Here is a 19,664-nt window from a genome sequence, read left to right as displayed (position 1 = left end):
AGGGGTGAAAAAATTGGATGAAGCTGAATTAAGAAAATTATTGGAAGATATTAAGAAACAAAAAATAGATGTGGATGAAGGGGTGGAGGCATTAAAGGATTTGCCCTTTAAGGATCTGGGATATGCCATGATAGACAATCACAGGGAAATAAGGGTTGGATACCCTGAAGTCATATATTGTGCAGGGAAAACTGTGGATCAGGTAAGGGGAATAGTGGAATTTATGCTTACCAAGGAAAATAATATATTGGGAACCCGGGCCAATGAAGAAATGTACAAGGCGGTGAAAGAACTTTGTCCTTATGCAAAATACAATGAGGCAGGCAGGACTATAACTATAAGGAAAAAAGAACAGGAAGAAACTGATTCCTATATTGCCATAGTTACAGCGGGCACATCAGATATTCCCGTAGCTGAAGAGGCATTTGAAACTGCCAGCATATTCGACAATAAAGTAAAAAAGGTGTTTGATGCCGGAGTAGCCGGAATACACAGACTGTTCAATAAAATGGATATTATAAGACAGGCGAAGGTAGTTATAGTAATTGCAGGAATGGAAGGGGCACTTGCAAGTGTTATAGGCGGCTTGGTGGATAAGCCTGTTATTGCAGTACCCACAAGTGTGGGATATGGAGCAAACTTTGGAGGAGTAACCGCTCTTCTTTCCATGCTGAACAGCTGTGCCAGCGGAGTAAGCGTGGTAAATATAGACAATGGCTTTGGAGCAGGCTATCTTGCAAGTATTATAAATAAACTGTAATATGGATATATTTGTAAAAAAACTTTATATATGGACATTTTCTAACAAATTATGATAAAATTAAAAATAAGTATAGGCAGTTAATTTAGAATCATTAAAATATTTTTTAAAGGTATATTAAAATTTTATACGTCAAAATAAATTCATAGGGAGTGAACCAAGGATGGATAATTCGGTAATAGCATATATAGACAAGACAGTGGTAAGAATAAAGGGTGTGGATGTGAAAGGACTTAAGCCTTTTGAACTTGAGAAAAAGCTTTCAGAATTCATACAAAGAGGCATAAGGGTAATAGGAGTAACTGGTGAATCTATAGAAATGGATGTCTATAATATAGATCCGGAAGCCATATTAAAAGATGAGACTGGAATAATAAAGGCAATTTCCACAGTGGAGGGAATTACAGCAACGGAACTTACTAAAATTGACTCTGCAAGAAAAATAATGGAGGTAAATGTAGACAGTATTCCCAAGGGACAAAAATATGGATGCCAGAAAGAAAGGTGGAATAATCTTGATAAATAGTGTTGTCATTATACCTACAGGAAATGAAGTGTTAAACGGAGTTGTAACCGATACAAACAGTCCGGCAATAATGCAGCTGATTTTAGATCAGTATCCTAAATGTGAGATAACGCGTTTGAAACCGGTATCTGATAATGAAGATGAAATAGCAGCACGGCTTAGAAAATGTATTGATAAAAATATAGATTTGGTAATTTTTATAGGTGGTTCAGGAGGAGGCCACAGGTATGTATCCACTCTGGCAAAGGATTTTACTCACAGTGCCATAGAAAAATGTATAAGTGAATATAAATATAAAGAGATATACGGGAAAAACGGCCATATGTGGTCTAAACTGGTGGCGGCAAGACAAGGAGACACACTGGTGGTAAATGTACCGGGACCTTATGTAGAGGCAGTTGAAGCAGCCAAAGCCTGTATTCATTGTCTGACTGACAATGAAAAGGATTTAAACATTATAGTTGACAGAATATCCAGTGCAGTTTTATCAAAATACCCTAAAAATTAGATTGGTGTTGATAAGATGATGAAATATTTTAAATATCCGCAGATAAATGATATGTTTGCAGATATTATTAACTCCTTGAATGAGGGAGTAAACGTTGTGGATAAACAGGGGAATCTTGTTTTTGTCAATGAAATATCTGCACAATATGTAAAGTGCAGGCCTGAAAGCATGATAGGAAATCATATATCCAGATACTATCCTCAAGCTGCACTGCTGGAAGTGATAGACAAAAAGACCATGGTGTTTTACGGCAAGGTAAAACACACAAATGGAAGAAAGTATATGGTGAAGGCAAAACCCATATTCATAGATGAAAAGTTGGAAGGCGGATTTGCAATATTTTCTGATATTACCGAGATGGAAAACTTAAATGATAAAATAAGAGATCTCAGGCATAAAATCTCATTAAAAAATAAAAACGATGCATTTTCCAGTATTATAGGCTCCAATTCAAGTTTGAGTACAACTATTGAAAAGGCCAGAAAAACCGTTGGAGCTCTTGGAGGACCCAGACATTGCATCATAACTGGTGAATCTGGAACGGGAAAAACTCTTCTGGCAAGATGTATTTACTATTATGCCAAGGAAATAGGAGTAATAAAGCCGGATGCCCCATTTATTGAAATAAATTGCGCCCAATTCACCAATACTGATATTGCTGCCATGGAGATATTTGGATGCAGTGAAGGTTCTTTTACCGGTTCCAAAGATAAAAAGGGGTTATTTGAAATGGCAAATGAAGGTATCTTGTTCTTAGATGAGGCTCATGCCTTAAACAATTATCAAAACCTTCTGCTTAAAGCCATAGAATCAGGAACTATAAGGCGTATCGGAGGAAATCGTGATATACCTGTAAATGTTATTGTAATAGCAGCTTCTACAAAAAATTTGGAGGAAGTGCTGCTGCCGGAGCTGTATCAGAGACTGGGACAGTATGATTTGTATCTGCCTCCTCTCAGGGAAAGATCAATTGAGGATAAGATTCAGATACTCACTGAATTCATAAATAGATATGAAGCCAATGTATATGATAAGTATAATATAAATTTAAATATAATGTTTTCAGATGAGGCAAAAAAAATATTATTGAATGAATATTATCCCAGGAACATAAGGCAGTTCAGGGATATAGTTAATCAAAGCATAGATTGTTCAGCACCTCTTATAAGCAATGTTACGGATTCCAATTTGAATATTACAGTGGATGTGGAGCACCTGCCCGTTGATTCCATTTATACCAATAGTGCTGATAAAAACAAAAGTTCCGTCAATAAGCTGGAGGTAAATAGTGATTCTGAAATAGTGGATAATATTATTCTGGAACTCAGGAAAAAGGGGCTTGGACCAAGGAAAATAGCAAAAGTCCTTAATAAAAAGGGTATAGATATCAAGTACTATCAGGTGGCATATAAATTGAAACAGAAAGATTTTTGATTATATATCAGATAAACAGGGTTATATAAAAATACGTTAATATCCTTTGGAATATTAACGTATTTTTTGAATATTGTTATTTTCCGTAGGTTATTCAGAATATTTCCTAAAGGACCTTCTTCTGTTAGTATATTGTTATAAAATGTTGGAATTACAACAGCCTGATAAATAAATTTATAGCGGGCTCTATGACTTTTTAATATATTTAACATTCATTCATCTGCTAAAATTGTATTAAGAGGAAAAAGAAATCAAGTTATTTTTAGAATGTTTACAGTTTGGCATTAAACTTGCTACAGTAAAACAGCAAAGTCTAATTTTTATGTTGAATTTTATAAGGGGGTAAACAATGAGTAAGATTATTGAAATCAGGTGGCATGGAAGAGGGGGACAAGGTGCTAAAACAGCATCTTTGCTTTTGGCAGAAGCTGCATTCAATACAGGTAAATATGTTCAGGGGTTTCCTGAATACGGTCCTGAGAGAATGGGAGCACCTATAACTGCGTATAACAGAATAAGTGATCTGCCTATTAAGATACACAGCAATATTTATAAACCGGATTATGTAGTGGTAGTGGATGAAACCCTCATAAATAGTGTAAAGGTTACAGCAGGGTTAAAGGAGTCTGGTGCAGTAGTAGTAAATACATCAAAAAAGCCTGAAGAAATAAAATCATATTTTGATGACTATAAAGGTAATATTTATACCATTGATGCCAGAAAAATATCCGAAGAAGAACTAGGAAGGAATTTCCCCAATACTCCTATGCTTGGGGCAATAGTTAAAATCTCGAAAGTTATGGAAGAAGAAGAGTTCATAAAAAATATGGAAGGATCTTTTAAGCATAAATTTGCAACTAAACCACAGGTAATAGATGGCAACATGGCAGCGTTGAAAAGATCCATGAAGGAGGTACAAAAAATATGAGTGATAAAAATTATTATTCCACAGAATGCGGATGGCAGGATACAACTCCCGGTGGAATAATTCTTGATGCAGGAAATGCCGGTGAATTTAAAACTGGAGACTGGAGAACTACAAAACCAGTGTGGGATGAGGAAAAGTGCAAAAACTGTTTTTTATGCTGGGCTTTTTGTCCGGATATGTCTATATTAGCTGAAAATGGAAAAATAAAAGGTATCGATTATGATCACTGCAAAGGCTGTGGTTTATGTGCTGCTCAATGCAAATTTGATGCTATAAAATTGATTTCAGAATAATAAGAAAGGGTGATGAATATGGCAAAGAGAGTAAGTTTAAGCGGTAACGAAGCTGTTGCAACAGCAATGAAGCAGATTGAACCTGATGTAGTAGCAGCATATCCTATAACTCCATCTACAGAAGTTCCACAGTATTTTTCACAATTTGTAAATAACGGACAGGTGAAGACAGAATTTATACCAGTTGAATCAGAGCACAGTGCAATGAGTGCATGTATAGGTGCTTCCGCTGCTGGCGCAAGAGTAATGACTGCCACATCTTCCAATGGACTTGCATATATGTGGGAACCCCTTTATATTGCAGCATCTCTGAGAAGACCCATAGTTATGGCGGCAGTTAACAGGGCGCTGTCAGGTCCTATTAATATACATAATGACCACAGCGATACAATGGGTGCAAGAGATTCAGGATGGCTTCAAATATATAGTGAAAATGTACAGGAAGCATATGATAATTTTATACAGGCAGTTAAAATTACAGAAAATACTAATGTAAAATTACCTGCAATGGTATGTTATGACGGATTTATAACAAGTCATGGAATTGAAAACATGAATTTGCTTGAAGAAGAGAAGGTAAAAAAATTTGTTGGAGAATATAAATCTGACTACTCGCTTCTCGGGGATACTCCTGTTGCCTTTGGAGCATTTGACGGAAACCAGTACTATTTTGAACATAAAAGACTGCAGGCCCAGGGAATGATAAATGCTAAAAAGGTGATTCTTGAAACTGCACAAGAATATGAAAAAATTACGGGCAGAAAATATGGTTTCTTTGAAGAATATAAATTGGATGATGCGGAAATTGCCATAGTTATTATTGGTTCTTCAGCAGGTACTTCAAAAGTGGTTGTAGATGAACTGAGGGAAAATGGAATTAAAGCAGGGCTTGTTAAACTCAGAGTGTTCAGACCTTTCCCGGCACCTGAAATAGCAAAGGCATTAAAGAATGTAAAAGCACTGGCCGTTCTGGATAAAACCGATTCCTTTGCCACTACGGGAGGACCTCTTTTCAAGGAAGTAAGAAGTGCTCTTTATGGAGGCGGCAGTAACAGGATTGTAAAAAGTTATATTTATGGATTAGGCGGAAGAGATGTAACTACAGACAGCATTAAAGAAGTTTACACAGGACTTCAAAAAGATCTAGCTGCAGGAAAATATGAAATTTACAACTATCTGAGTGTTAGAGAATAGGAGGAGATAAAATGGCAGTAAATTTAAAAGAATTATCAAAAAAAGCAGACAGAATAACTGCAGGCCACAGAATGTGTGCCGGATGTGGAGCGCCAATAGTTGCAAAGTGGGTACTTAAGGCATTAAAGCCGGAAGATAAGGCAGTTGTTGCAAATGCCACAAGCTGTATGGAAGTTTCCACATGTCTGTATCCTTATGTTGCCTGGAAGGATTCGTTTATTCATTCCGCATTTGCCAATGCAGGGGCAACTATAAGCGGTGTTGAAACAGCTTATGATTCATTGAAGAAACAAGGCAAGATAAAGGATAACTATAAATTCATAACTTTTGGCGGAGACGGCGGGACTTATGATATTGGCCTCCAATCACTTTCTGCCACCATGGAAAGAGGCCACGATGTGCTTTATGTATGTTATGACAATGGGGCATATATGAATACCGGAATTCAGAGATCATCTGCTACTCCTTTCGGTGCCAGTACTACTACTTCTCCCCAGGGAAAAGCGGTTCCTGGAAAACAGCAGTATAGAAAAGATTTGACCAGTGTAATAGCTGCTCATCATGTTCCCTATGCAGCTCAGACAGTTGCTTCAAAATGGAAGGATCTTTATGAAAAGTCCGAGAAGGCAATTTATACCAAGGGACCTGCATTTATAAATGTACTTACACCCTGTGCAAGAGGTTGGAGATGTGATACGGAAAAGGAACTTCAGATAGTCGACCTGGCTGTTGAAACTTGTTTCTGGCCACTGTACGAAATAATTGACGGCAAATATGTGCTGAATTACAAACCCAAGAAAAAGCTTCCTATAACTGAGTGGTTAAAACCCCAGGGAAGATTCAAACATTTATTTAAAGCTGGAAATGAATATATGATAGATGCAATTCAAAAAGAAGTGGATAAAAACTGGGAAGAACTGCTTAGAAGATGTAATTAGGTTTTTAAATGGATTTTTAAGCTTTAGAGAAGACTTTCAGGCTCTAAACTTTAAAATCCGTTAGCATTTATAATTTGATAGTGTTATAATTCTAACATGTATCATGGTGAAATCTAACAAAGAATTATCTTATAATTATCAATATATAAAGATTTAATTATTTTAAATATCTATTATGAATGATAGATGGCTGAATTATAAGCAATAGTAACATTTATATATTTGGCATTAAAATTGCTCTTGACATATATGAATCGTATTAAATTATTATTTTAGATGAGGAGATGAGAGTTATGAAACTGATGCATACCAAGCTTCCTGAATTTATTGAAAAAATGAAGAGGGCAGTTGTAAAAAACACTCCAGATAAAACCATTGAAATAAAAGGGCTCGAAAATTTAAAATCTGCAAAAATGCAGTCCCTTAGAACAGGAAGAATTGAGCTTTCAGTAGAAGAACTGGCAAAAAGAGAAGATGTTGAAAAGGTTGAACTCATTGTCATACCAAGAGTTCCTGAAACAATGCACACTGTCATTGTAAAGGGAATTGACAAAAATGGAAAAGCTAAGAAGGCAATTTTAGAAGTTATCAATATTATACATCCTACTGAAGAGGTGGAAACTGCAGATTGTGAAGAAGTGGAAGATAGAAGGCCACCTTTGGGAAAACATTAAGGAGGAGTAATTGTGAAAAAGCTGTTATATAGAATGATAAAGCAAGGTCAGGTCAGAGATATTTTAATTCCATTAAATATAGTATTTGTAGATAAAAAGGATATTGAAAATTCAGGACTTGAAATAGATGAGGCAATTAAAAAAATAGCCCAGCAAATAAAGGGACCAGCAGGCATAAATGTATTTGACATGGAGGCATGTACTACCAGCAGTGATGGAATTGTGCTGGACAGTGCAATAGTTAAAATGGCTGCATCGGATAATGGAAAAATCCATAAGGAATTTGGAATGCTTTCAATGGAAGAGATGGAAGTTACAGATCAGTTGATTTCCGAAGAACCCCATCTTGCACAGTGGAAGAAATATTACAGCGGGAGAAAACTTTTCAGAGGACCTAATCCTGCAAAAAAAATGATACCGGTGCATAATGCAGTTATGACAGGCAGAGCTGTCAACAATAATTCTGCCACTGAAATGATGAATGTGGTTACTATGGAAGAGATATTACTGCCTATTTTTGGACAACTTCAGATAATGAAGGATCAGGATGTACTCATAGGTTATACAGGAGAGTTTATATCTGTTGGAATTGGAATGACTGTTGCCGAAAAGTATGGGAGGGTGTTCCCTACAAGACAATTCAAGGCAGGAGATACAGCTCATGGTTCAGGAGAATATGCAAAAACTCTTAAAAAACATATTCCTTGTATAGTGGCACCTAAAGAAGTCATTGCAAAATATACCATTGATGCATTAAAAGCTGGAATGATTCCGGGAAAACATATCGGATGTTCTCCTGTAGTTTTGACAATTGCCAAGTACTTGGGCATTGACATAGATTTTGATAATATTACTGAAAAAGCTCAGGCAGAGCTTGCAAGTGTAGGTATTACATTTGACTATTTGAAGGCTCCGGTTGAAAAATTGTCTGAAGAAGAGATTATAGCAAAAGCAGATGAGATTGTACCGGGTGTGGAGAAGCCGGTAAAAATAAACAGCAGTGAATTTGTTACAAAGGAAACTCTCCAAGTATAATTTTTTAGGTTAAATGATTGTGTATAGTATAAATGATGTTACTACTTTTATAGTAAAAACTGTAACTGTGGAATCATACCCCATGGTTATATGCGGAATATGTGATGAAAACAAGAAAAAAGAAAGTTTGGATAAGATTTTGGAACTAAAAAAAATCAAATTCAATGGTTTAAAGGATCCATTTTTTATTGATTATAAATTAGCTGACAGAGTGAAAACCATATCACCTGATTATATAAAAGCATTGGGTGTCAGCATCAATATTGATGGTGTTAGACAATCTACTGGAGGAATAATTGGATCACCCGGGGAGGATATATCTTCTTCAGACAAGGATATAGAATGTCTGGAAGGGGGTCTGGTGGTTGTTTCAGTACCTGGAGGACCCGGATTTATAATTGGAAGTGATGAAAACACAGCTAAAAAAATATATGAAGAATCTATGCTGGAGGATAAATCCGTCTCCCATAGAATGCTTAACATACTTTCCAATATGATGAAATACCATGTGAATCTGGGACTTATTGTTACAGATGGCTGTGGACCCAATAGCAGGGGAAGTGCAGTGACAATAGAAAATGACAAAATATCCATGAGAATATTATAGAATAGATTAATTATTATGACTATGAAAGTAAATTTACATAACAGATGCTTTCATAGTCATTTTTTAAGGAGGAACAAACATGAAAATTGCTTACTTTCAATGCACTGCCGGAATAAGCGGAGACATGATTTTAGGTGCACTGGTGGATGCCGGGTTAAAGCTGGATGTTTTAAAAAATGAGCTTATGAAACTTAAAGTACCTTTTGACTTGAAGTCAAAGCATGTATTGAAAAATGGAATAGGGGGTACAAAAGTACAGGTTATTGTAGAGGAAGGCCATGTTCACAGGCATTTAAGCCATATTAGAACTATTGTACAGGAAAGTGAACTTGGAGAAAAGGTTAAGGAAGATATAATAAAGATATTTACAAACCTTGCAGAAGCAGAGGCCAAGGTACATAATACCACCGTGGAAGCTGTACATTTTCACGAAGTGGGGGCAATGGATTCCATTATAGACATATGTGGTGCTGTTATCGGGTTGGATCTTTTAAAAATTGAGAAAATATACTGCTCTCCAATACATATAGGTACAGGATTTACGAAATGTGCCCATGGAATTATACCGCTGCCTGCACCTGCGGTGGTACAGCTGCTCCACGGTATAAAGATATATTCAAAAGGAGTGGAAAAGGAACTTGTAACCCCCACTGGTGCTGCCGTTATTTCCACTCTCTGCAGTGATTTTGGAGAAATTCCACCTATGAATATGGAAAGCTGTGGTTATGGAGCAGGGGACAGGGAACTTGACATACCTAATTTACTTAGAATATGTATAGGTCAATTGGAAGACAATGAAAACAATAACCTGGCAAAAGAGGGGGAGGCTGTAAAAATAGAGGTCAACATAGATGACATGAACCCCCAGTTTTATGAGTATATATCTAAAAAATTATTTTCCGCAGGAGCAGGGGACGTATACCTGCAGACGGCTTTCATGAAGAAAAACAGAATTGCCAATATATTATGTGTCAATGCATGCAGTGCAGACATGGACAGCATCTTAAAGGTTATATTTGAAGAAACAACTACTATCGGTGTAAAAGTGTTCAACTTTCATAAATACATGCTGCCCTATAAAGTTGAGAAGATAAATACGGATTTGGGGGAATTTTCTGTAAAGATAGCGTTTTATGGTGACAAAATTTCAAATATATCTCCTGAATATGGAGAATGCTGTGATAAGGCGGAAAAATATGGCATACCTATTAAAAAGGTATACGATATGGTAAAGCAGGCTGCTGCCAAACAAAATATTATATAGATAATTTTTTGTAAAATATCCTGGGAAAACAAAACCCGGGATATTAATTTTTTTGCACTTTTTATTTAGAAGCTTATCTAAATTGTTCTTTTATCTTAGTAAATTTAACACTCCAATTTGAATAAATAATATAGAGATTATTTATGATATGTACAATAGTTATGCACATTGCATATATAATTTCTTGGCATATAGATTATTTATTTAATTAATCGTTACGTATAAAGTTAGAGTAAGAGGCTGAGGACAGGAGTGAAGACAAATGAAGAATGAGGAATCAATCAATGGACGGGAAATAGGTCATAGAATCCGTGAAAAAAGAGAAGAATTTAGTTTAACAAGAGAAAAGTTTGCTGAAATGGTAGATCTCTCTACGCTTTATATAGGACAACTGGAGCGGGGAGAAAGACAGATGAGCCTTACGGCTTTAGTTAAAATAGCTAATTGTCTCCACGTTACAACTGATTATTTAATATACGGAGAATATAAAGAAGAAACTAGAGATAACCTGATAAAGGAAAAATTTAAGAAATACCAGTTATCTAAAACAGAAGATAATTCTATATTGTACAAGTTGCTTGAGAGGTGTTCCAAAAAAGAATTGAATCTAATAGAAAATATGGTAAAATTAATCCTGCCCTATATCAAATAATTAAGGTAAAAATTCATATTGTAGATCAATAACTTTTATCAGTTCACGGTAAAGAGTTAATAATTTTGAATATAACTTATTGCAAAAAATTAATATTCGAAGAAGTTGATGTTGACTTTGGCATTTTAATATCATATACTTAATATAAAGTAATATAAAAGTCATAAAAATTTAATATTTGATATCAGGTGCTGTTAATTTGACAGTTAAAAGGAAAAGTGTATAAACACTGCAGCCCACCGCTGCTGTATAGAAGATGAAACCTTATTTAAGCCACTGGATTATATCCGGGAAGGCAGGGGAGTAAAATGAATCTGAGCCAGAAGGCCTGCCTGTTATTTTGTCAATTCTTTCGGAGGGGGAGATATTACTAGTTTGTTGAAACTGTTTGTTTCTTTATATTGATGCAGGTAAACAGTTACAATATATGTAAAATTGGAGAGTCCCTTGGAACTCTCTTTTATTTATTCCTAAGCATAAAACAGAACAAATTGCAGAATTCAGGTAAGAGCTGATATTTAATAGTAAATGAAGATTTTGGGCAAAATCTGAAAATTCATTAAAACTATTAATTATGCATTGTAAACTGTACAAGGGGAGGTGAAACTATAAAACTATTAAAAAAGTCAGTTCCGTATTATTCTGTATTGGACTGAAAAAAGGGGACCGGGCACCATCACTATTAGTGGCAATAATAGGAGAAAGTTAAAACTTTGAAGCCGGTGCCAGTGCTGCAGATGGAAACCTTTCGGTTATGTCAGTCATATTAAAGGGCAATTCTGCCTAAAATCAGCAGGGAAATTGTGTAGTAGCCCCTTGAAAGGTGAAAACACAATTGTCGTAACTGTGGTTAATTCGGCAGGAAATCAGGCAGTAAAAAACCTATAATGTGACCTATGAAAGTTCTTTCCGATTTTTATAAACATATCCATAAGCAATGACATTTAGGAATTGATTTCTAGTGGAATTTACAATTGATATTGTCAAATTCAAAATCCGACCTTGAGTTGGATTTACAACAATCCACATGACAATGAATATGAATTAAATCTACTATGAATTAAAAGACAGAATAAAAGCTTCCATGAGGCATATGCCTTGCGGGAGCTTTTTTATGTAAGGAAGATTTTCGGCTGGTACTGAAACCTAAGTTTTGCAGCAAAAACGAATAAAAAATACCCGTTAGGCCAGTAAACATGCTGGTTAGCGGGTATTCTTTTTTGTCAGAGAATCATAGCGTTATAAATCATTTTTTGGTAGATGCTAAAACTTTTTTTATCTCACCTAAACTTCGTATCTTTTTGGAGTAGTCAATGTTAGAAATAACTCCAATTTCATTTAATATATCATTGAAATAATCAAACATGTAATAATTCTGCTGAACATAGCTGCATTCAGCTTTTGACAAAGTTTCTAGTAGTTTTCCAATACTATATTTGTTTCCTGTTTTCATCTCAAGTATCCTTGCAATCACCAGAGCAACGAAACAGATTAAAAAATGTGCTTCTATATGCCCTTGGGTGGATACAAAAACTGGTCTTGCCTCTAAGTCACTTTTAGTTACTCGGAAAGATTCTTCAATCTTCCATAACCCTCGGTACATATCAATGATTTTATCATCAGATTCTTTATATTCACTAGTTACAATGACATAGTAACCATCCAAAGCTTCTTCTTCCTCTAGTTTGTCCATGTCTAATTTTAGAAGTTGTGTTGGTTTCAAGATTTCTCCAGTTTCTTTATCGAAGTTAATGTTTTTTATATATTTAGCTGCACCATAGGAAGTAACCCTTGTATAAGAACCCGGATTTGCGATTAAGTCCTGTGCTTTTGCAAGTGCGGCAGCACGCTCAGCCTTAGCACGTTTATCATATTTTTCGCTGTAGAATACTACCTGTTTTTCATGTACTACTTTTTTTAATTTTTTTCCGTTAGATGATGTTATCTGAATTGTTCTTGGGTATAATCTAGATTTTCTCTTGTATTCTGTGCCTAGCCATTCATATCCTTCTTTTGCTAATACATACTGTTTTAATTCTTTGTCAGAACCGCGAACAGACATACTGAATACATACCCATCTTTTGTAGGAGTATGAGTCGTATACCAAATGTTGTCGCCAGTAGTCATGCCTTTGTCTGCCACCGTTATTACCCTGCCAAGATTATATTCCTTCTTGATACGTGCAAAATTAGGTCGATAGGTAAGGCAGTCATTAGTGTTTCCTGAAAATAGCTCATAGGTAATGGGAAGCCCTTTGTTGTCTATAAATAACCCCATTTGTACAATTGGATTTGGTCGGTGTTCTTTCGATACTCCCTTTTTTCTGAGGTTGTCCATTTTATCAGTTTCAAAGTAGTAGTTGGTTACATCATAGTAAATAAGACTGGTATCTCTTCCATAGAGTTCTTTGATTTTATTGTTGATCCAAAATTGGAGACTCTCTTTATGCTTGTTAAAAAAGGTAAGGCAACGATAAACATCATCAAGAGAATAGTTATCTTTTTCAAAGAACCAATCTTTATTCTCAAAAGTTTTCTTTTTTGAAGCAGGATTCAAAAGCCTTGAATAAACAAGGAGTTTCATGATTGTATCAGCATCATAATTGTCCTTAGTATGACGTTGTCTGTTGGTAAGGAAAGTGTGTATGCCAAGCTCATGATAAATCTTGCTTAACGCAGTATATCCAAAATTTTTACGCAAGGTAACATCTTGCTCGATTGTATCAGCATCATGAAATACAAAAGTGATTGGAGCTCTTTTACATTTCTTTTCTTCCTTTAATTGTTCAACACGTGCAGAGAAGAAAGAGATTGGATCATCATATTCTTTTTCTAATTCGTCGAGAAATCCTAAAGATTCCACAGTTATCTGCCGGGAACATTTTTTAGTTTTATCATAGTAACTATCTACAATGGATAATCGAATTCTGCCATTGCTAGAAGGAGTCTTTTTTAGGTACATAAACAATCATCTCCACACATATAATACTAATTATATCACAATACTACATAAAGCGCTAGTAAAATACGACGAAAAACGAAAATAAAAATCCCCGAATTCGCCAGTAAAATCAATGAATCCAGGTTAAGTTAAGTAAAAAGTTGCTGCAAAACTGTGGAGTTGGATTTACAACAATCCACATGACAATGAATATGAATTAAATCTACTATGAATTAAAAGACAGAATAAAAGCTTCCATGAGGCATATGCCTTGCGGGAGCTTTTTTATGTAAGGAAGATTTTCGGCTGGTACTGAAAATCAGCCAAAGCTATTAATTCTTGATTTTTAACTCTAAATAAATAAAATGTTATAGAATGAGACTTAATTTTCTGATAAAATAGTAGTATAGATAATAGAGAGATACAGGAAAGCGAATTGTATGTTAATAGGAATAGATAATTGTAGTAAATTTAGAGGATGTGATATAATGCCTGGGAAAAAGGGAAAAATACTGGATGATAATTTTATAATGTCACCTAAATATGATTTTGTATTCAAATATATATTTGGCAATGAAAAGCATAAGGATATATTGATGGCACTGCTCAGTGATATATTGGCTGTCCCGGAAGAAGAATTTGAAGGAATAGAGATAATGAATAATGAGCTCATAAAGGAATTCAAAGAAGATAAAAAGGGAATTCTTGATGTGAGGGTAAAAACCAGGGCTGGAAAACAAATAGACGTTGAAATACAAATATTGCCAACAGAATATATGGCAGAACGCACTATATTTTACTGGAGCAAGATGTACACAAGCCAGATAAAACCAGGGGATACCTATGATAAGTTAAAGAAATGTGTGACTATAAACATAGTGGATTTCAAATGTACACCGTTAAATAAATTATACTCAAGTTATCACCTGACAGAAGATGAAACAGGGTATAAATTGACTGACATACTGGAAGTTCACTTTCTAGAAATACCAAAATTATTTGACGAAAAAGTTGAGAGAAGTGAGGATGATCCAATAGTACAATGGATGGAATTTCTGGATGCAAAATCGAAGGGAGTGATAGAGGTGCTGGCTGGGAAGAACAAAAATATAAAAAAAGCTTATGGACTGCTTCAAATAATAAGCCGGGATGAAAAAGCCAGGATGTTATATGAGGCAAGGCAGGCAGAAATCAGTGACCAGCGTACCAGGATAAAAGTGGCAGAGGAAAAAGGCATAGAAAAAGGCATAGAAAAAGGCATAGAAAAAGGCATAGAAAAAGGCATAGAAAAAGGAACAAATGATAAAGCAATAAGGATAGCTAAAAAGATGATTAATCGTGGAGATTCAATAAATGATATAGCAGACATAACTGAACTGCCAAAAGAAAAGGTAGCAGAACTAAAAAAGAAATACCAAAATTAGAGAACAAGGAACTTTGAACTTCAGATTGAAAGGGGTGTTATATTTGGAGGAGAACTTTTTTATTACCCATTGAAGCGTGATTGCCCTTGTGCTTTTGCCTGATAAAATAGAAAAAGATTTAAAAGAAGAAGAAATACAGAAAATGGTGAAAAAACTGAACATTATGATACGATAGGTCAAGCTATGAATGATAAATAGTTCCAGTTATAAATAAAAGGCAATTCTTTAAGAGTCAGCCTTTTATTTTGTGTTTATAATTTTTATTATAAACTTATCCATCAATAACCAGTAGAGTAAAAATAATGTTGACTTTGGTAGATTTATATCCTATACTTAACATAAAAGTCACACAAAGGTCATAAAAATTTAATATTTGATATCAGGTGCTGTCAAATTGACAGTTAAAAGGAAAAGTGTACAAACACTGCAGCCCACCGCTGCTGTATGGAGAACGAAACCTCAATGCGCCACTGGAGTAAATTTCCGGGAAGGCGGGGAAGTAGGATGAACCCGAGCCAGAAGGCCTGCCTGTTATTTTGTCAATTCTTTCGGAGGGAGAGATATTACATAATTTATTCAGGCTGTTTATTCTATTATAATGTTTTTGTAAACAGTTACATAAAAATGTGTAAATTGGAGAGTTCCTTGGGACTCTCCTCTATTTATTTCTGGACATAAAATGCCTTTCGCTGCGGAAGGCATTTTATTATCCGGAAAAACAGGATAAATCTAATTGTGAACTTTGAATTATGAATTATATGAGGGGGATGAGATGAGAAAACTATGGATAAAAACGGGATCAAGTAAATTGCTGGTGTTTGCACTTGAACTTGATTCTGTAAGAGGAATTCGTGCACCACCACTGCTGCTGGCAATAGTGGAAAAATTAAAAATACTATGAGGAGGAATGGATTGAATGAATAAAATAAAAAAATCCGGAAGGGTTTTTATAAATATCTTCCAACTGCTTTTAATTGCCGTGGGTGTAATACTGCTTTCCCCTGCATTTACTCATGTATCTGCAGAAGCAGCAGCACCAACCGTTATTACTGTAAAGGGACTTGCAGATAATGCAGTTGTAAACTTGCCGGATATAAACTTTACGGCAGTAGCTGAAGATGGCAAAGAGGGAAACCTTCCGGTAACTGTCACGTTAAACGGCAGTGCTGTACAAAACCAGCAGGGAAATTGTGAACTGAGCCTTTCAAAAGGTGAAAATACAATTGTCGTAACTGCGGTTAATCCGGAAGGAAATACAGCAGCGAAAACCTATAAGGTGACCTATGTATCCGGAGATGAAAATTCAGAGCCGGTAAAAGACAAGGCTCCACCGGTTGATGCAGGCGGAGTAACCGGCTTGATATCGGCAATTCCATCTTTAGACAACCTTACCTTAAATGATAAGGAACAGGTTCAATCAGCACGTACGGCTGAAATTCCTGTAAACCGAGTGGCAGAAACTGTAGAAGTACCAAGTGAAAATGTCATTGTAGCTATCAATGGACTTAATGATAAATTCACAGAATCTGAGCAGCTGACGGTGCCTTACAACAAATTTAGTGAATTGGGACTAACAGTTACCAATGACGACCCCGGCAAGATCACCCCTCTGCATGTGCTTGCTCAATATTATTTGCAGAAAAAGGGAGCTACAACAGCAACTCTTAAAAACTATATTGACGTCAATGCTGACGGAATTGTAAACACTATTGAAGATCATAATGGCATCGATAAAGGAAACAATGAAAATGCAAAGTGGGTATCAAGTACAGGTTATTCAAATGCTGAGGCCGACTTTACTAAAAGCGAAGTGGATGATTATGGCTCAGTTGCTACAGTTAGTTTTTATGGCATAGACAACTCTCAGGCAAAATTCATTTTAAACACGTCTGTGTTAACTACTATGGGTAAAGGTATGAGCGGAACTCTTCATTTGTCTACAACTCCTTATAATGGAAATGAAATACCGCTGTATGCAGCGGATGGTTCCAGTGTCACAGTAAGGCGTATAGAGAAAGATGGCACTAAAACTGAACTTACCCCTGAGAATGGAAATTATATAATAGGAGCGGTTACTGGGAACGAATTAGAATATACATTTAATGAAATCGGTCAATATGAACTTTGTATACAAAAAATTGAGGAAGATAAAAGGGTTACAAATGCAGTATATCCTATTATAAATGTAAAATCAGTAGATGAATATGGATTTGAAAAAGATTGGGAAACTGTCAACTGGGGTGAAAATAATTCCGTTTTATCAGGTATTGCAACAGGCTATATTACATCAGGAATTACAGTTATCGGAGAAACAGGTAAGACAAAAATAGAATGGAAGAGTACAGATGAAGCTGTAGTAAAAATCGAATCTGACTATGATAAAAATAGATTGGAGTACTCGACAAATAACAGGACTTCTAAAGATATAGAAGTTAAAATTACGGCTTCAGCTGCTGATCCATCTGGCAAAGTATATACGAAGACATTTATACTTACAGTTATAGGATCAGGAACAACAGTTTTGGAGGATTTAACTGTTGAAGGAATTCCCGGATTTAAACTTGAGGAGGGGAAAAGCACATACCGTTTTACTCTGAATAAAGATATAACTGAAATAAAAGTAACAGCGATACCTGCAGCAACGGATTATATCTCATACTTAAAGTTAAAGGTTGATAAAACCGAATATCAATTTGGAGAACCTATTACATTTAAAATTAATCCGGACAAGGTGTTAAATTCATTTAACATTACTGTTGAGCGCTATCATCCAAAAATGTTTGGTGGAGGACTTGTGGTTTCAAAGAGTACATATACAATTCAATTTTACAAATCAGCCACTACACTACCTGTATATGATGCATTTTATGGAATGGCTCGGGTTGATACAGCCAATTCAAGTGTAGTAGATGCCTTGACTCCAAGGAGCACGGATGAAATAGATACAGGAGAAACATGGGAGAAAGTCATTCGCTCCAATGGAGGCGGAATGATGGATTGGGGCAAGTGGACTTATCCAATTGTTGTAAACGGAGATATTTATATAGCAGTGGATAAAGAATTGCGTAAATATGACATGCAAGGCAATCTCCTTGTATCAGAAGATATTGGATCAACAGTACTTGGCGGAGGATACACCGGCTGGCTTGCATATGGTGATGGAATGATATTTGTTCCTATAGGATCTACAGTTAAAGCTTTTAATGCAGATGACTTATCTCCATTATGGTTGGGATCAACAGGTGTTTCGGCTCCACAAAGCAGTTCACCAATAATTTATCATAACGGATATATTTATTCAGGCATAACCACAGGAGGAGGCAACCCACCAACGGGAGGCTTTTACTGTATGGATGTCACTGACGAGGATCCGAGCATTCCTACAGAAACAAAACAAGCAGTATGGGAAATTAACGGTCCGAGCTTTTATTGGGCAGGAGCATGCATTGCAAAAAATTATTTAATTGTTCCTTGCGATACTGGAGATGTATACTCAATAGATATTGCTAAATCCATAAAGCAAAAAAAAGCTGTCATTGTTGACATAGTAAATATGAGCGAAAACGATAATGTTGGGATAACTGATGAAACTGAAAGAATACAAAGAAGCATAATACGTTCAAGTATTTTATATGATGAAAATAGACAGACTATTTATTACCCTTCATACAGTGGTATATTCCATGCAGTTAAACTAAACACTGATGGTACATTTGACAAAGGAGAAAACAATGCAAATGTAAAGAATCTTGATCTGGGTGTTTACAATAACTCAGCGGTTACATACAATGGAAGAATATATATCTGTGGATCTGAAGGGCTAAACGTAATTGATGCTGACACTTTTGAAGTAATCTATACAGCTGATTTTGAAGCAGGAGAAAGTCCTAAACTTGGGTCATTGACACTTTCAAAGGGATATGCAACAGTAGAAAATGGTAATCAGGTATATTTGTACTTCAATACAAATACAAGACCAAATAAAATTTATGTTTTAGCAGATAATGAGAATTCAACAAAGGGTACAATTAAAAAGCTGTATGATGGATCCAAATACGAACAATTCTCCACATCAAATGTTGTAGTGGCTGATGACGGTTCACTCATAGTTGTTAATGACTATGCTGCAATGTTCCGTGTAAAGGGTACTGCCAATGGTGAAGCAAAACCAATAAAGATAACAAACCTGACTGAAGGTGCAGTATACAAGCTTGGTGAAGATGCCAGAGTCTCTGTAAAAGCTGAAAATACTTCTGAAGAAGCAAAAGATGCTTCGCTTATAATAGCATTGTATGACGAGAACAATAAACTTATAAGCTATGCATCCGGGAAACAGACTGTAAAAGCTGGAGATTCATCTGTTTTGACGGGTATGCTGAAACTTCCTGAAGAGGGGGCATACAAGTTGAAGGCATTTGTATGGGACAGCCTTGAGAACATGGTGGCTCTGTCAGATGTTATAGATGTACCGATAGATAATTGACAA

At 35.7% G+C, this 19,664-nt stretch carries 17 protein-coding genes and 2 riboswitches; of the genes, 16 read left to right on the top strand and 1 reads right to left on the bottom strand.

Annotated elements, in window-relative coordinates; genetic code table 11:
- Positions 1-13 precede the first annotated feature (13 nt).
- The 13 genes from larB (at position 14) to ACYUJ6_RS15400 (ending at position 10,813) form a co-directional block, all read left to right on the top strand.
- A complete protein-coding gene (larB, locus tag ACYUJ6_RS15460; protein ID WP_461843593.1) occupies positions 14-760 on the top strand; it encodes a nickel pincer cofactor biosynthesis protein LarB in 747 nt (248 codons plus the stop codon).
- Between the two features lie 163 nt (positions 761-923).
- On the top strand, positions 924-1,286 hold the full coding sequence (locus ACYUJ6_RS15455; RefSeq protein ID WP_461843592.1) for a hypothetical protein: 363 nt from the start codon (positions 924-926) through the stop codon (positions 1,284-1,286).
- Positions 1,246-1,794, top strand: a complete 549-nt coding sequence (locus ACYUJ6_RS15450) for a molybdopterin-binding protein (protein ID WP_461843591.1) — start codon at positions 1,246-1,248, stop codon at positions 1,792-1,794. The genes ACYUJ6_RS15455 and ACYUJ6_RS15450 overlap by 41 nt, the downstream gene beginning before the upstream one ends.
- Positions 1,795-1,809: 15 nt before the next feature.
- Positions 1,810-3,228, top strand: coding sequence for a sigma 54-interacting transcriptional regulator (locus ACYUJ6_RS15445; RefSeq protein WP_461843590.1), 1,419 nt, complete (start codon positions 1,810-1,812; stop codon positions 3,226-3,228).
- A 349-nt stretch (positions 3,229-3,577) separates the two neighbouring features.
- Positions 3,578-4,156: a 2-oxoacid:acceptor oxidoreductase family protein gene (locus ACYUJ6_RS15440; RefSeq protein ID WP_461843589.1), complete on the top strand. Its 579-nt coding sequence runs from the start codon at positions 3,578-3,580 to the stop codon at positions 4,154-4,156.
- Positions 4,153-4,449 (top strand): 4Fe-4S binding protein, encoded by a 297-nt coding sequence (locus ACYUJ6_RS15435; protein WP_461843588.1) that lies wholly within the window; start codon positions 4,153-4,155, stop codon positions 4,447-4,449. Before ACYUJ6_RS15440 ends, ACYUJ6_RS15435 begins: the two co-directional genes overlap by 4 nt.
- An 18-nt stretch (positions 4,450-4,467) precedes the next feature.
- Entirely contained in the window at positions 4,468-5,643 is a 1,176-nt protein-coding gene (gene porA, locus ACYUJ6_RS15430; RefSeq protein ID WP_461843587.1) for a pyruvate ferredoxin oxidoreductase, read from the top strand.
- Between the two features lie 11 nt (positions 5,644-5,654).
- Positions 5,655-6,581, top strand: coding sequence for a thiamine pyrophosphate-dependent enzyme (locus tag ACYUJ6_RS15425; RefSeq protein WP_461843586.1), 927 nt, complete (start codon positions 5,655-5,657; stop codon positions 6,579-6,581).
- 293 nt (positions 6,582-6,874) lie between these two features.
- Entirely contained in the window at positions 6,875-7,255 is a 381-nt protein-coding gene (locus ACYUJ6_RS15420) for a hypothetical protein (protein ID WP_461843585.1), read from the top strand.
- Positions 7,256-7,267: 12 nt separating this feature from the next.
- Positions 7,268-8,290 (top strand): hypothetical protein, encoded by a 1,023-nt coding sequence (locus ACYUJ6_RS15415; RefSeq protein WP_461843584.1) that lies wholly within the window; start codon positions 7,268-7,270, stop codon positions 8,288-8,290.
- Between the two features lie 19 nt (positions 8,291-8,309).
- Complete coding sequence (locus ACYUJ6_RS15410) at positions 8,310-8,897, top strand: hypothetical protein (RefSeq protein WP_461843583.1); 588 nt, start codon at positions 8,310-8,312, stop codon at positions 8,895-8,897.
- A gap of 79 nt (positions 8,898-8,976) precedes the next feature.
- A complete protein-coding gene (gene larC, locus ACYUJ6_RS15405) occupies positions 8,977-10,161 on the top strand; it encodes a nickel pincer cofactor biosynthesis protein LarC (RefSeq protein ID WP_461843582.1) in 1,185 nt (394 codons plus the stop codon).
- A gap of 262 nt (positions 10,162-10,423) precedes the next feature.
- A complete protein-coding gene (locus ACYUJ6_RS15400) occupies positions 10,424-10,813 on the top strand; it encodes a helix-turn-helix domain-containing protein (RefSeq protein ID WP_461843581.1) in 390 nt (129 codons plus the stop codon).
- A 169-nt stretch (positions 10,814-10,982) separates the two neighbouring features.
- Positions 10,983-11,163: riboswitch (cobalamin riboswitch) on the top strand.
- 896 nt (positions 11,164-12,059) lie between these two features.
- On the opposite strand, the gene ACYUJ6_RS15395 is transcribed toward ACYUJ6_RS15400, so the two are convergent.
- On the bottom strand, positions 12,060-13,775 hold the full coding sequence (locus ACYUJ6_RS15395) for an IS1634 family transposase (RefSeq protein ID WP_461843580.1): 1,716 nt from the start codon (positions 13,773-13,775) through the stop codon (positions 12,060-12,062).
- A gap of 467 nt (positions 13,776-14,242) precedes the next feature.
- Here ACYUJ6_RS15395 and ACYUJ6_RS15390 point away from each other — a divergent pair, with 467 nt between their 5' ends.
- The 3 genes from ACYUJ6_RS15390 to ACYUJ6_RS15380 all read left to right on the top strand — a co-directional run bounded on the left by ACYUJ6_RS15390 (position 14,243) and on the right by ACYUJ6_RS15380 (position 19,661).
- Positions 14,243-15,178, top strand: coding sequence for an Rpn family recombination-promoting nuclease/putative transposase (locus ACYUJ6_RS15390; RefSeq protein ID WP_461845525.1), 936 nt, complete (start codon positions 14,243-14,245; stop codon positions 15,176-15,178).
- A 364-nt stretch (positions 15,179-15,542) separates the two neighbouring features.
- A riboswitch (cobalamin riboswitch) is annotated at positions 15,543-15,724 on the top strand.
- A 226-nt stretch (positions 15,725-15,950) separates the two neighbouring features.
- Positions 15,951-16,079: a hypothetical protein gene (locus ACYUJ6_RS15385; RefSeq protein WP_461843579.1), complete on the top strand. Its 129-nt coding sequence runs from the start codon at positions 15,951-15,953 to the stop codon at positions 16,077-16,079.
- A 15-nt stretch (positions 16,080-16,094) separates the two neighbouring features.
- Positions 16,095-19,661, top strand: coding sequence for a PQQ-binding-like beta-propeller repeat protein (locus tag ACYUJ6_RS15380; protein WP_461843578.1), 3,567 nt, complete (start codon positions 16,095-16,097; stop codon positions 19,659-19,661).
- Positions 19,662-19,664 lie beyond the last annotated feature (3 nt).

The organism is Clostridium sp. JNZ X4-2 (assembly GCF_054889485.1).
The sequence above is the reverse complement of the archived record's forward strand: the minus strand, read 5'-3'. Positions and strand labels throughout refer to the sequence as shown.

Bases quoted from the DNA above. Each gene is read 5' to 3' on its own strand.
- ACYUJ6_RS15455 (WP_461843592.1), top strand. From the start codon at position 924: ATGGATAATTCGGTAATAGCATATATAGACAAGACAGTGGTAAGAATA.
- ACYUJ6_RS15450 (WP_461843591.1), top strand. From the start codon at position 1,246: ATGGATGCCAGAAAGAAAGGTGGAATAATCTTGATAAATAGTGTTGTC.
- ACYUJ6_RS15445 (WP_461843590.1), top strand. From the start codon at position 1,810: ATGATGAAATATTTTAAATATCCGCAGATAAATGATATGTTTGCAGAT.
- ACYUJ6_RS15440 (WP_461843589.1), top strand. From the start codon at position 3,578: ATGAGTAAGATTATTGAAATCAGGTGGCATGGAAGAGGGGGACAAGGT.
- ACYUJ6_RS15435 (WP_461843588.1), top strand. From the start codon at position 4,153: ATGAGTGATAAAAATTATTATTCCACAGAATGCGGATGGCAGGATACA.
- porA (WP_461843587.1), top strand. From the start codon at position 4,468: ATGGCAAAGAGAGTAAGTTTAAGCGGTAACGAAGCTGTTGCAACAGCA.
- ACYUJ6_RS15425 (WP_461843586.1), top strand. From the start codon at position 5,655: ATGGCAGTAAATTTAAAAGAATTATCAAAAAAAGCAGACAGAATAACT.
- ACYUJ6_RS15420 (WP_461843585.1), top strand. From the start codon at position 6,875: ATGAAACTGATGCATACCAAGCTTCCTGAATTTATTGAAAAAATGAAG.
- larC (WP_461843582.1), top strand. From the start codon at position 8,977: ATGAAAATTGCTTACTTTCAATGCACTGCCGGAATAAGCGGAGACATG.
- ACYUJ6_RS15400 (WP_461843581.1), top strand. From the start codon at position 10,424: ATGAAGAATGAGGAATCAATCAATGGACGGGAAATAGGTCATAGAATC.
- ACYUJ6_RS15395 (WP_461843580.1), bottom strand. From the start codon at position 13,775: ATGTACCTAAAAAAGACTCCTTCTAGCAATGGCAGAATTCGATTATCC.
- ACYUJ6_RS15390 (WP_461845525.1), top strand. From the start codon at position 14,243: ATGCCTGGGAAAAAGGGAAAAATACTGGATGATAATTTTATAATGTCA.
- ACYUJ6_RS15385 (WP_461843579.1), top strand. From the start codon at position 15,951: ATGAGAAAACTATGGATAAAAACGGGATCAAGTAAATTGCTGGTGTTT.
- ACYUJ6_RS15380 (WP_461843578.1), top strand. From the start codon at position 16,095: ATGAATAAAATAAAAAAATCCGGAAGGGTTTTTATAAATATCTTCCAA.